The 13,138-nt window shown below is 40.7% G+C and carries 9 protein-coding genes; 3 read left to right on the top strand and 6 right to left on the bottom strand.

Going from position 1 to position 13,138, the window contains the following annotated elements; translation table 11 throughout:
- Positions 1-10 precede the first annotated feature (10 nt).
- The 3 genes from WHS63_RS05300 to WHS63_RS05290 all read right to left on the bottom strand — a co-directional run bounded on the left by WHS63_RS05300 (position 11) and on the right by WHS63_RS05290 (position 3,301).
- Complete coding sequence (locus tag WHS63_RS05300) at positions 11-1,054, bottom strand: efflux RND transporter periplasmic adaptor subunit (RefSeq protein ID WP_445204208.1); 1,044 nt, start codon at positions 1,052-1,054, stop codon at positions 11-13.
- Between the two features lie 123 nt (positions 1,055-1,177).
- A complete protein-coding gene (locus WHS63_RS05295; protein WP_445204207.1) occupies positions 1,178-2,692 on the bottom strand; it encodes a TolC family protein in 1,515 nt (504 codons plus the stop codon).
- A 12-nt stretch (positions 2,693-2,704) separates the two neighbouring features.
- Entirely contained in the window at positions 2,705-3,301 is a 597-nt protein-coding gene (locus tag WHS63_RS05290; protein ID WP_445204206.1) for a TetR/AcrR family transcriptional regulator, read from the bottom strand.
- 325 nt (positions 3,302-3,626) lie between these two features.
- Here WHS63_RS05290 and WHS63_RS05285 point away from each other — a divergent pair, with 325 nt between their 5' ends.
- A complete protein-coding gene (locus WHS63_RS05285; RefSeq protein WP_445204205.1) occupies positions 3,627-5,780 on the top strand; it encodes an aldehyde ferredoxin oxidoreductase family protein in 2,154 nt (717 codons plus the stop codon).
- 438 nt (positions 5,781-6,218) lie between these two features.
- On the opposite strand, the gene WHS63_RS05280 is transcribed toward WHS63_RS05285, so the two are convergent.
- Positions 6,219-7,298 (bottom strand): hypothetical protein, encoded by a 1,080-nt coding sequence (locus WHS63_RS05280; protein ID WP_445198869.1) that lies wholly within the window; start codon positions 7,296-7,298, stop codon positions 6,219-6,221.
- A 192-nt stretch (positions 7,299-7,490) separates the two neighbouring features.
- Here WHS63_RS05280 and WHS63_RS05275 point away from each other — a divergent pair, with 192 nt between their 5' ends.
- Positions 7,491-9,800 carry a TonB-dependent receptor gene (locus tag WHS63_RS05275; RefSeq protein ID WP_445204204.1) on the top strand — a complete coding sequence of 770 codons (2,310 nt, stop codon included), beginning with the start codon at positions 7,491-7,493 and terminating at the stop codon, positions 9,798-9,800.
- A 456-nt stretch (positions 9,801-10,256) separates the two neighbouring features.
- Here the strand turns inward: WHS63_RS05275 and WHS63_RS05270 are convergent, their stop codons facing one another.
- Positions 10,257-10,472: a peroxiredoxin family protein gene (locus WHS63_RS05270; protein WP_445198871.1), complete on the bottom strand. Its 216-nt coding sequence runs from the start codon at positions 10,470-10,472 to the stop codon at positions 10,257-10,259.
- A gap of 511 nt (positions 10,473-10,983) precedes the next feature.
- Positions 10,984-11,448, bottom strand: coding sequence for a hypothetical protein (locus WHS63_RS05265; protein WP_445198872.1), 465 nt, complete (start codon positions 11,446-11,448; stop codon positions 10,984-10,986).
- 341 nt (positions 11,449-11,789) lie between these two features.
- On the opposite strand from WHS63_RS05265, the gene WHS63_RS05260 reads away from it, so the two are divergent.
- Positions 11,790-13,124: a sigma-54-dependent transcriptional regulator gene (locus WHS63_RS05260; RefSeq protein ID WP_445204203.1), complete on the top strand. Its 1,335-nt coding sequence runs from the start codon at positions 11,790-11,792 to the stop codon at positions 13,122-13,124.
- The last annotated feature ends 14 nt before the right edge of the window (positions 13,125-13,138 follow it).

Here is a 13,138-nt window from a genome sequence, read left to right as displayed (position 1 = left end):
TTTTAGGATTTTACCTGTTGCTCACCTTAACCTTTAAACCGTCGTTCACGCGGTTTTTGCCTTCGAGGATAATTTCGGTACCTGCATCGATACCCCTAACGGCAACATACTCACCAATGGTTTGTAGGCGCTCAACCTTAACACGGTGAACGGTATCGTTAACCACAGTAAATACAAAATCGTCCGATGTGCCAGGCATACGGTAAATGCTACGCAGGGGCACCACTGCCGATTTCACCTCGGGTAGCATTACATCAACAAAGGCAAACATCCCCGGTTTAACCTCCATGTTTGAGTTGGGAATGGTAACCTCAACCGATGTGGAACGGGTTGTGGTTGAGAGCATGGGCTTAATTCTATCAACCTTTCCCTGAAAGGTTTTTCCGGGCATACCATCGAGCTTAACCACCACCGGTAAGCCTTTACGGATATGGATTAAATCCTTTTCGTTTACATCGAACTTTACAGTGGCAGGGTCAATTTGCATCAGCCTAACAATGCCCGAACGCATGGAATAGCCGGGCTCCAGACCAGGGTTAAGGAAGTACACTTCTCCTTCCTCCATCATTCGCTCGGCAATTATGCCACTGAAGGGAGCGTAAACCTGTGTGTTCTTTTTAACCATTTCGACCTTTGCGGTTGAAGCATCGTACTTAGCCTTAACATGGTCGTACTCCATCTCGCTTATGCTTCCCTTCTCGCGTAAGCGCGATACACGCTCAAAATCCTTCTTGATGGTTTCGTGCTCAATCATTGCCTGGGTAAGCATCTCATCGGAAAGTTCCACAATGAGATCGCCCTTTTTAACCATCTGGCCCTCCTCAAAATAGATTTTTTCAACCTTTCCGGGCAGGGTAGCGCCTAGGTTTGCCTCCTTGTTAGCAAATACTGTACCTGTAAAGGTTAGAACCGGATTGAAAGTGCGCTCTTCAACCCTGATGGTGGATACAAGAGGAACATTCACTTCGCTTTGGACTTGCTCCTGCTTATTGCCACTGCACGATACAAAAACCAACGCAGCAGCTGCTGTAAATAGTAAAATTAATCGTTTCATGGTTTAATATTTTGTAGTTTTAATTTGTTCAAAGTTCAAGGTTCAAGGTTTTCACTGGTCAACTTTTAAAATCAACTATTCAGTTGAATACCCTTCTGTACACTGTACACTGAACACTATTATCTATTTCAAACTTCCCGTAACCCGTTTCAGGTTAACCACATTCAGCCTGTATTCCATGCGGGCATCAATCAGGTCGCTGAAAGCATTCTGCCACATGGCTTGAGCCTCAAGCACGTCGGAAATTTTTTGGCGGCCACTCTCAAAGGCATCGCGGGCAACCTTTAGGTTTTCCTCGGCCTGTTTTAAGTTTACCTGAGCCATCTCAACCTTCTTGATTGACTCGTTGAGCTGAAAAATGGCCTGCTGCACCTGAAGGCTAATTAACTCCTTAGCTTCGTCCATCTTAAGCTCAGCTACGCGCTGCTCGCTTCGGGCTGCCTTAAGGGTATGGCCACGGTCGTTCCAGTGGAAAATGGGAACATTTATAGCAACGCCTACGCTCCAGTCGCCACCAAAGTTCTCGGTGAGCCCGTTGTAGGGGTTGGGGTTAAAGAACATGTAGTTGGCAGTTAAACCAATGTTTGGCATGTAGCGCGATTTCATCAGGTTAACACCGGACTTGGCAATATTGATGGTTTGGTTAAGCGCCTCAATCTCAGGGCGGCGGGCCAAAGCCGAGTCGGTGTAGTTCATTTGGGCTATGGGCTCCATTAGAGCTGGTAATGAGTCAGCTATAACTATATCGGTATTTAGGGGTAATCCTACCTGCTGGCAAAGAGCCATTTTGGATAGGGTAAGTCCGTTCTGCGCTTTCAGCAGGTTTAGCTCGGCCTCGTTTTTCTTTACCTTTACCTTAAGCAGGTCATTCTTTATGATTATGCCCTCGGCATAATAGTTTTCCAGGTCGGTATTGAGCTTATCGAGCAGGGCAATGTAAGCCTGAACCAGCTTAACCTTTTCGGCCACTGCTGCAACGCGCCAGTACGATTCCTCTGTTTTGTATAGTACCTCGGTACGTTCAGCTTCGCTTTGTGCCCGGGCTAACTTTTCGCCATACTTTGCAATACGGTAGGTTTCCCTGATTTTTCCACCTGTAAAGATGGGCTGGGTAAGGTTAACACCTGCCACGTAAACATTCTTATTGCCAAACTCAGCCTTATCCTTTGGGAGCCAGGTATATCGCTGAAAAAGGGGGTTCCCATCGCTATCGGTATAGGGTTGTCCGGTACTGGGGTCAATGGCAAAGGTGCTACCAAAAACCGATGGGTTAAAGTTTGGATTTGGGGTTCCATCGGGGAGGGTTGGGCTAAGGATTGCGCTATTAAGTCCGCCGGTTACCGGGTCAATGGCCGTGTAAGGTATAACCGGAAGCATCAAATCCTTATCGAGCAGGCTAAACTTTTTGTTGGTTCGGGTGTAAAGCCCGTTTGCGCTAATACTTGGCAGGAATTGCGTTTGTGCAGAACGCTTCAATGCCCCTGCCGCCTCAACATGCTCATCGGCAATTAAAACCTTCTGGTTATGCTCCAGCGCCATTTGCCGGCACTGTTCCAGAGTTAGAACTTGCTGACCCGAAACATAGCCAATACCAATTAGCCATGCTCCGAAAAAAGAAACCAATCTTAAAATCTTCATAGCTGATGTATGTTAACGTTTTACAATTCCGTAGAAAAGAATATCGAGCATATCGTCAATAACCATATTAAGGCTCTCCACACCCATGGTTGAGGTAACCAGTGGAATCTCCAAGCCTTTCATGGCCGTAACTATGGCCAATGCCGATAGGTTTAAATCCTTCACCTTGAGCTCATTCCTATTTATACCCTCCTCAAGCATCTGTTTTACAATGGTTATTTCCTCGTCGTCGTACTTTTTCCTGAACTTTTCGGTTAGCTCCAGGTTCATTAGGTCGTCGTTCTTGAGGATTTCCATGTAGTTTGATAGTTGCTTGATTAAATCCATGCGCATCTTAACGTAGGAGCGAAGCTTTTCGGTAACGGGCAGCCCACTCTCAAGTATCTCCTTAACCTTAACCCTAAGCAAATTGGCTTCCCGGTCAACCACTGCCTGAAAAATCTCCTCCTTGCCCTTAAAGTAGTAGTAAATGGAGCTTTTGCCCATTCGTAGCGCCCGGGCAATATCCTCCATCGATGTTTTCTTAAAGCCATACCGGCTGAAAACTTCGGTGGCAGCGCTTATTATATTCTCGCGCATCCCTTTGTGGCTATCATCTAACTGGTTCATATTTATTGAATTAGAATATTCGAACGAATTATTAAAGCGTTCCAAAATTACAATACGGAAGGAGTCGTTATCTAAAATATTCGACTAAATTGTGTTAAAATTCGAAAAAATATTTTATGTGGCAGTAAATCAGTGTAATAATAATTTGAATGGAAATAGCATGAAATTTTTATAAACTGATAGTGAGAGTAAGGCTTTTGCAATAATATGTCCATATGCAATCGATTACATATTGATAGAAGTCATTTTTTATTGCTATTTTTAGGGGTATTTTTATAGCTGCGAATATTATGAATTCGATAATTAAACCAAAAGCATAAATACTATGGACGTTAAGGAAATGGCAAAGCAGCACAAGATGCTGACCCAGTGGAACTACCAGTGGAAACCACTTTACCGTGGTTACACCGATAAAACCTTGTACATAAACGTTGGAACCAACGAGGTTAAGGAAAAACCCGTACCCCCAATCATGAAGGAGAAATTCATTGGCGGTAAGGGTTACGACCTGCGCCTTTTGTGGGATGCAACCAAACCCAATACCAAATGGAACGACCCCGAGAACGAGATTGTTATCTCTTCGGGTCCCATTGGCGGTATCACCCAGTACTCTGGTACTGGTAAATCGATAGTTTGTACCATCTCGCCCCAAACCGATATTGTTATCGACTCAAACGTAGGTGGTTTCTTTGGTCCTTTCCTCAAGTTCTCAGGTTTTGATGCCCTTGAGATTCAGGGAAAGGCTAAAAACGATGTGATCATTTACATCGACGGCGTTGAGCATAAGGTTGAGATTTTTGAAGCTCCTGCCGAGCCTCTCGATAGCCATATTCTTGGCGAGGTGCTAAGCGAGATGTTTGCCAAGGACGAGGCCGATAAAAAGAACATCGGCATAGTATCAACTGGTGCTGCTGCCGACCATAGCCTGATTGGTATGCTGAACTTCACCTTCTACGATCCCAAACGTAAATGTATTAGGTTGAAACAGGCTGGTCGTGGTGGTATTGGTACCGTTTTCCGCGATAAGAAAATTAAAGCCATTGTTTGCAAGATTCCCGGCGTAAAGGGTAACCTCAACAATGTGGCCGATCTTGAGGCCATTGCCGAGCGTGGCCGCAGGTTCAACCGCGAAATCCGCGAGCTCGACGATAAACAGTGCCAGATGCGCAGCAAGGGTACAGCCCACCTGGTTGAAATCATGAACGATTACGACCTGCTCCCAACCCATAACTTCCAGTACGGCTCGCATAAGGATGCTCACAAGATTCATTCCGATGTATGGAAGAGCTACTTCACCCAGGGTGTTCCCGATGGTTGCTGGATTGGTTGCAACATGAGCTGCGCCAAGGGTGTGGATAAGTTCGAGATTAAAACCGGCCCCTACAAGGGACAGAAAGTGATTGTTGATGGTCCCGAGTACGAAACCGCTGCCGGATTAGGCTCCAACTGCGGAATTTTTGATCCTGAATACGTTATTGAGGCCAACTTCTACTGCGATACCTACGGCATTTGCACCATCACCTGGGGCACCACCATGGCATTCATCATGGAGTGCTATGAGCGCGGTATTCTTAATAAGGAGCGTACCGGTGGTCTGGAACTCAGGTTTGGCAACAAGGATGCTGCCCTTGAGCTGCTGCACCAGGTTGCCCGAGGCGAAGGCTTTGGTAAACTTGCCGGGATGGGCGTTAAAAAGCTTAAGGAACACTTTGTTAAGGAGTACGGTGCCGATGAGAAATTCCTGAACGACATTGCCATGGTTAACAAAGGCCTGGAGTACAGCCAGTACGTTTCAAAGGAATCGTTGGCACAGCAGGGTGGCTACGCCATGACCAACAAGGGCCCACAACACGACGAGGCTTGGCTCATTTTCATGGATATGGTTAACAACCACATACCAACCTTTGAGGATAAGGCCGAGGCGCTGCACTACTTCCCCATGTTCCGTACATGGTTTGGGCTTCAGGGTCTTTGCAAGCTCCCCTGGAACGATGTTGAGCCCGAAAACAACGCCGAGACCGATGAGCCAGCTAAGGTTCCCGAGCACGTTGACAACTACGTTACCATATACAACGCCGTAACCGGCAGCAATATCGATAAGCATGAGCTTATCCGCCAGAGCGAACGCGTTTACAACTTCCAGCGCATCTTCAACATTCGCCGGGGCTATGGTACCCGCAAGTACGACGCTCAACCCTACCGCGCTGCTGGTCCTGTTACCAAGGAGGAGTACCTCAGCCGCGAGGAGCGCTACGATAAGCAGCTTAAGGAGCAGGTGGGAGTTGATCCTACCAAGATGACCCTTGAGGAGAAGATGGCCGCCCTACGCAAGTACCGCGAGGATCGCTACGAGAAACTGCTCGATGCCGTTTACGAGCGCCGTGGCTGGAATAAGAATGGCGTGCCCACCATTGAGCACCTCAAGAAAATTGGCATGGATTTACCCGAGCTCATCGAAGTAGTAAAACCATTGCAGTAATACACTCACCTAACCAAACCTAACCAAATCCCCCGGTACCTAAACAGTCCGGGGGATTTTATTTAGTGTGTTTTAACGCAGAGCTATGAAGAAAAAGTCAAGGAGTAAGGGAGGGATTTAACGGCTGGGGGGGGTGACCAGTTTGGAGGTGCGGGGCTTAAGATATATCCTACGTTAAGAAGCTCCTGCGTGCCAACCCGCTTGCCTAATCCATTTAACCCAAAATGGTTACATCCCTTGTTGAACCCTAGCGTTTTTTCTTAAAGTTTAAATTTAACCTGTTTACTTTATCACAAATTATTTCAAGTGTCGTTTAGTTAAGGATATTTATCAAGTTGAGCGATGCGAAGCATCTCAAAACAATAAAAATAGAAAACCCTCGATTCACTAAGAATAATAAAAGGAGTATCCGGTTTGTTAACTATACTATATTGATTATTAATCCTTAAAGAAATAGATTTCTTTCAAGGATTTAACACTCCTATCTGCAAAAAAGTCAGTTGGCAAGTATATTCTATAATATCCACCATCTTCAACATTCTCTGGAATAGAAAGGATAGGAATTACTTGGTCGCTTCTATTAAACAACTCACTATAGCTATAAATTGCTCTGTATCCGTCAATTGATGAAAAGCAAACTAATCCATTCATTATCCATTCCCTATCAAATAAATTGTTAGGTTTTTTCATAAGCGACTTCAAAGGTATTCCCTTAAATTCGGGATTGGGGTGATAGCCCATCCCCATACCAACAAATATTGAAGTGTATTTAATAATTCTTGAAGTATCTGAAATTGTTGGAATAGAAAAATCGAAACCATTGTCAAATACAACATTTACAGCTGGGCTATACATAGGTTTAATTTCTCTGTTGATTGGATATTCTTTTTTGTCGAAAGATTTGATTGTAATAGAAGTTGGGTTTTCTATTGTTCTATAAGAAAAAAGATCATTTGCTGCTACAACCTTCCAACAATTGCCCGTGAGGTAGTTTACTTCTTTTTTATGTGGCTTTATTTGAGCCACTTCAGTGGCAATAATAATCTGATGTGGGTTAATAGTATGAAAAATTTCTGACCAACTGAACGAAACGTGCTCCCCTTTATCATTTGAAATAACAACATACACATCAATCGAAGGTCTAAAAAACTTTTCATTCTTTTTGTCAAGATTATAAGAGTTCAAAAGGTCAAAAAGAGAATACCCAATGTAACGAAAAGCACCAATAAATTTAGGATCATTGCTTTCGTCAAGAATAGCTTCTTTGACAAAAACTTCCCGCTTGTAGAATTTTCTTAAATCAACCACTCCTGTTTTTTTCACCTCCCCCTGAATGCTAATCTCTGAAATATTCAGTTTTTTTGCATCAGTTTGGTGGAATAAACTATTACCATTCTGGGATAATGTAATGGATGCACCCGATAATGCATCAATCCAAGTTCTTGGCAAATAGCTACAAGCAGCAGAAATCGTAATAAACCCGAGTGCACTTAAAATTTTTGTAATATTTTTTCTCATATACCAATCTTTTGTTATTTTTGCGTTATGCAAATATATGCATATCGCAAAAGTGCAAAAAAAATTCCAGAAGCAAATGATACATACTGAAAAAATTTTTTTCGCTTAGGGTTGCCTATTAACATTAGTGTTGCTTCAATTTTAAGTCAGATATTCAGTTGTTTAAATTTCACCTTTTAAAAACAATTTTAAATGAAAAAGACCTTTTTATTTTTTGCAATGGCGTTTTTTAGCCTAAACACCTTTTCGCAGGTTAGCCTCAGCGGAAAAGTAATTGATAAGGAAACGGGAAATGGAATCCCATTTGCAATTGTTGAAGTAAAGGATTCTGATATCAAAACAGTATCACAGAGTAACGGGGCATTTTTACTCCAAATTACAGGTAACAATACAATTGAAATTACAGCTAAAAGTTTAGGATACTCATCCAAGTCACTTGTTATAAGCCCCGATTCATTTAATAAAGAAATTACAATAATGCTTGATGCTGAAATATATGAGTTAAAAACCGTAGTTGTAACAGCAACCCGAAGCGAGAGAAAAATTTTAGATGTACCCCAAAGGGTCGAGGTTATTGGTAACAACAAGATTCAGGGAATCCCTGCTCTTTCGGCTGATAATTACTTGTACTCCATCCCAGGCGTTTCCATAAGTAGAGGTGCATCAATTTTTGGAGCAGCTGATATTTCGTTGCGTGGTATGGGCAACGAAGCAGGTCGAACATTGGTAATGATTGATGGTGCACCCATAAATAAGAATGATGGGGGAACAGTTAACTGGAATTCTATTAATACGGCTAATTTAAAACAAATAGAAGTTTTAAAAGGCTCTGGGTCAACAATACATGGTGGAAATGCAATGGGCGGAGTTATAAATTTAATTACTCCTACGCCAAGCGAACCGCTACAGGGTGACGTTTCACTAAGTTATGGTAGCTTTTCAACACTTCAAACACAAGCTAACGTTTCAGGTATAAAAGATAGATTATACTGGTCAATAAATGGAAGTCACAGGAAAAGCGATGGATATATTACTAGCCAAGCGGATGAGGTTGATGAGTTTTCAATTCCTTCATTCTTAACTGAGTACAATGTTGGAGCAAAAGTTGGATTTCAACTTTCTGCAAAACATAAAATTGAATGTTCAGGTGGGTACTATTCAGGGCAACGTGGTACTGGTTCAAACTTCACAGGTTATGGTTTTACAAATGAAAATTTAGCCTCTAGCAAAGGTGCTTATAACTGGTACACTGACATAAACAGCAGGGTTTCTTATCAGGGTATATTTAATGACAACAGCAACCTAAAGGTTAATTTTTATACTCAACGTGAGTACTATAAGAACATAAGAGAAAGTTTAAAGAATAATGAAATAAAAAGATATGACGTGCCTTCAACTCGTGATGACATTGGCTTACTTTCTGGTTACAGTTTTTCATTGGGCAAATACAACAAATTAACTTCAGGTATTGATATGCGTTATGGTGCTGTTGATGGTGCCGACACTTACATTACATCTACCGATAAAGTTTTAAACTTAGGGAAAATGAATTTAGTAGGTGTTTACCTGCTTGATGAGATAAAAATCGGAGAAACACCGCTTAGCATATTAGCTGGCATTAGATATGATTACGCAATGTTCTACGATGGTAAATTTTTAGTTGAAAATCCAACAAGTGAAACTGCTTTCTTACAGAATTTCTCGGGAGATTTGAACAATGCAAATTTTTCTGCTTTTAGTCCAAGGGTCTCATTTCAGTATTACCAACCCCAAAAATTCAGAACCTACCTTGGCTATAGCAGAGGTTACAGAGCTCCTGTACTTGATGATTTGTGCCGTACAGGTCGTATTTCAGGCGGAATGAAAATTGCTAATCCTTTGCTAAAACCTGAATATATAGATAACTACGAAATTGGTGCAGATATTTTGTATTTTAAAAAGGTAAGTTTTTCAACATCATTTTTCTACTCTATTGGGCAAGATTATCACGCATATATTGCAACTGGCGATTCAATTATTTTGAATAATAAGCTTCGCCCAATTATGACTAAAAGCAATATCGGAAAAGTTGAAATTTATGGAGCAGAATTTAATGTAAATTTCACGTTAAGCAATAGTTTTATTTGGTCTTTAGCATACAGTCATATTGTTACTAATATTCTAGATTATAAGAGACTTAACTCTGAAATTGAAGATAACTTAGTTGGGAAAGAACTAGTTTATCAACCAAGTGATATATTCAATACGACTTTAATTTGGAAAAATTCTATAATCAATTCATCAGTTGTTTTCAACTATAAAGGAGCGCAATGGATTAATGATATTAATACAGAAAAAATTAATAGTTATTATTTCATTGACTTACAGCTATGGAGGCCTATATATAAAGGCTTGCAAGCTTCACTAATGATTCATAATTTACTTAATAATCATTATATTGATTCACGAAATATGATTTCACCTGGTCGTATGCTGTCATTGCAAATAAAATATGAATTCTAGGTGCGTTAAAATGAATGATAAAGTCAAGTTTTTCTTGCTTTTAATCAAATAGGTTTAAGTATTAACGTTTACAAGACGATTTATTCGTCGTTTAATACTCTTGTGTCCAACGGTTGGGGTGTGACCAGTTTGGGGGTACGGGGCTTGAGATATATTCCACTTTAAGGAGTTCCTGCGTGCCAACCCGCTTGCCTATCCATTCAACCCAAAATGGTTACATCCCTTGTTGGGCTCCATTATTATTTTCTATTATTAATTCAATCTGTTCTTCTATTAGCCATTATTCGTATCCAATCCATTTTTGAATAATAATACCTTTTTTGTTAATAAGGCAAAATGTAGGTATTCCCTTTATCCCGTAATTCTCCCAAGTATTACTATACATTCCTCTTCCGTTACATAATGTTAGCCAAGGAATTTTTTCCTTTTCAACATGCTTTAACCAGTCATATACACTTACGTCAGAGTAAAATCAACTATTTCAAGTGATTTATGATATTTTTCATATACCCTTCTGAGTTCAGGTATAGATTTTACGCAAGCACCACAACCAGATCCTGTAAATTTCAATAGAATATATTTCCCTTTAATATCTGAAATCTTCATAAATTCGCCATTACTATTTACTCCACTAAAATCATGATATTTATCGCCAATTTCAGGGGGTAGCAAATTTTGTAATTGTTCTACAGAATTGTGCTGCTTTGCTATTTCTTTTTCAATTATTAATGATTTTTCAATTATTCTATTATTTATACTAATCTATTTTATGCTTTTTTTAATCCTTTATCATTACCTGAAATAGTATTCGTGTTGCATCTATATTCATGGTTTTTACATGATAAAATGATATAATTATAAACAATAGGGTGAAGTAAATATGCTTATTCATTTTAATAAAATCGTTTTATAGTCGAAATATGAACTAAAGTAATTTTTATATTCTAAAATCCTGTTAACCTTCAGAGCAATCTTCTGAAAACTTTCAAAAAATTTATCGATATCTCTTACTATAAACCTAAATTCATTGCATTTCTTTAATTACAACGGTCGGTGGTTTGGGCTGCTGGGGAGTTAAGAGCCAGCGGCGTCATCCCACGTTAAAACGAAACTAAATTACTAAAAACTTTCGTATCTGCATCATCAGCCCTAGTGAAAGGAACTGCCTGTTAGCGCAAGTAATTTAACCATTTCTCTTTTCTAAATCCAATTTCAATTCTTCAAATTTTTCTTTAATTTTTTTAAGTTCGTTGTATTGGATGTTTTTTAAATTTAGTACTTTCTCAGTCGATGGTAATTCTATTTTTATTTCGTAAAGTTGGATAGTTACTTTTCTAATATCTTCAAATTTTATTTTTTCTATCGTTTTATTTTTTGATAGCAAGTATCTCATTTCTTTTTCATCCCACTCGATGAATAATTTTTCATTCTTTTTATTAGAATACCCAAGAGCAAATAAAGCTGCACCTTGTATAACTTGTATAATATAAAATAAATAGTTCCAGTCTCCTTGATTAAAATCTGTTTTGTCCCCATTCATTAGCGACTTTATCAAAAAAGTCATTCCAAAAAGAATAAATAGAAGGCCAAAAATCTTAACATAAATTTCTAAGCCTTTTTGTTTTTTGTAAATCTGAATTCTTTCCATATCGTTTCTTATTATTTGCTCTAACTCGTTTATAACCGTACCAAAAGTAATTTTATAAATCTATTTTGGGTGTATAACCGTACTTTTTGTAGGGTTTATTTATTCAAAAATAAAATAATTTCATAAATCATCAAAAGGACTTTTTAATTTTTTTTAGACCATTTTACCTGGAAATGAATTTGTTAGTAGATGATTGAATGAGTGGGGCTCAAATTAAACTGCTTTGCTTGATTTACATATTTTTTTTATTAACTAAGCACTAAACACCATACTCCAAACACTTAAATTTCTATTTCTCCAAAATAGTTTCTACCTTAGCGTTGGTGAATGGGATAAACTAAATGGCTAAGATTCTTGTAGTTGACGACGATTCTACCTTTTGCCTGATGCTTAAAACCTTTCTGGTAAGGAACGGGCATATGGTTACCGAGGCCTTCTCGTTCGACGATGCACGGCAGGCTATCCAGACCACAACGTTCGATGTGGTGCTAACCGATTTCCGCCTACCTGAGAAGTCGGGAATGGATGTGCTTACCGAGGCAAAACGTAAAAACCGCGATACCATTGTTATTGTGATGACCGGCTATGGCGATATACGCATGGCGGTTAAGGCCATTAAGCAGGGTGCATACGATTACGTTACCAAGCCGGTAAACCCGGAGGAAATCCTGGCAACCATAAACAACGCTCTGCCCGTCTCGGTGGGGAAAACCCCCGGAACCGATACCGATGCTTTCACCTTTATTGAGGGCAAAAGCCGTTACAACCAGGAGGTGATGCGTTACATCAACATTGTTGCACCCACCAACCTATCGGTTATTATACAGGGCGATAGCGGAACCGGTAAGGAGTTTGTTGCCCGTCAAATACACCGCGCCAGCAAACGGAACAGCAAGCCCTTTGTAGCCATCGACTGTGGCGCGCTACCGCGCGAGTTGGCCGCCAGCGAGTTCTTTGGCCATATCAAGGGTTCGTTTACCGGGGCTATTGCCGACAAGATTGGCCAGTTTGAGGTGGCCAATGGCGGTACTCTTTTCCTCGACGAAATTGGAAACCTACCCTACGATGTTCAGGTCAACCTGCTACGTGCCATCCAGGAACGAAAAATTAAGCGCATTGGCAGTAGCAAGGAGATACCCGTTGACGTGCGAATAATTGTTGCCACCAACGAGGACCTGCTCGAGATGGTGAACCGCGGAACATTCCGCGAGGACCTTTACCACAGGCTCAACGAGTTTACCATCAGGGTAGCACCACTAGCCGAGCGAAAGGACGATTTGATGGTTTACGCCCAGTGGTTCCTGAACAATGCCAACAGGGAAATGGGAAAGAGTATCCATGATTTTACGCCCGAGGCCATTGATGCCATGCTGCAGTACAGCTGGCCCGGAAACCTCAGGGAGCTAAAAAATGCCATTCGCAGGGCAGTGCTTCTTGAACAGTCAAGCAGCATTACTGTTGAATCACTACCCACTGATATTGTATCGCCCAGCCAAAAAAGCAGCTCCACAAAAACCGATAACCTTAAAAACACCAAGGAGAAGGCCGAGCAGGAGTTGATTATTGCAACACTTGAAAAGGTTAAATACAACAAAACCAAGGCCGCCAAGCTGCTTAATATCGATAGAAAAACGCTCTACAATAAACTTAAGCAATACGGCATTGATACCGATTAAAGCCCTAGCTTGAT

Source organism: Tenuifilum sp., from assembly GCF_037481895.1.
In the GTDB taxonomy this organism is placed as follows: domain Bacteria; phylum Bacteroidota; class Bacteroidia; order Bacteroidales; family Tenuifilaceae; genus Tenuifilum; species Tenuifilum osseticum.
This window is presented reverse-complemented; position numbering and strand designations above follow the sequence as displayed.

Excerpts from the sequence above, each read along its gene's own strand:
- WHS63_RS05300 (WP_445204208.1), bottom strand. The coding sequence starts at position 1,054 with ATGAAACGATTAATTTTACTATTTACAGCAGCTGCTGCGTTGGTTTTT.
- WHS63_RS05295 (WP_445204207.1), bottom strand. The coding sequence starts at position 2,692 with ATGAAGATTTTAAGATTGGTTTCTTTTTTCGGAGCATGGCTAATTGGT.
- WHS63_RS05290 (WP_445204206.1), bottom strand. The coding sequence starts at position 3,301 with ATGAACCAGTTAGATGATAGCCACAAAGGGATGCGCGAGAATATAATA.
- WHS63_RS05285 (WP_445204205.1), top strand. The coding sequence starts at position 3,627 with ATGGACGTTAAGGAAATGGCAAAGCAGCACAAGATGCTGACCCAGTGG.
- WHS63_RS05280 (WP_445198869.1), bottom strand. The coding sequence starts at position 7,298 with ATGAGAAAAAATATTACAAAAATTTTAAGTGCACTCGGGTTTATTACG.
- WHS63_RS05275 (WP_445204204.1), top strand. The coding sequence starts at position 7,491 with ATGAAAAAGACCTTTTTATTTTTTGCAATGGCGTTTTTTAGCCTAAAC.
- WHS63_RS05265 (WP_445198872.1), bottom strand. The coding sequence starts at position 11,448 with ATGGAAAGAATTCAGATTTACAAAAAACAAAAAGGCTTAGAAATTTAT.
- WHS63_RS05260 (WP_445204203.1), top strand. The coding sequence starts at position 11,790 with ATGGCTAAGATTCTTGTAGTTGACGACGATTCTACCTTTTGCCTGATG.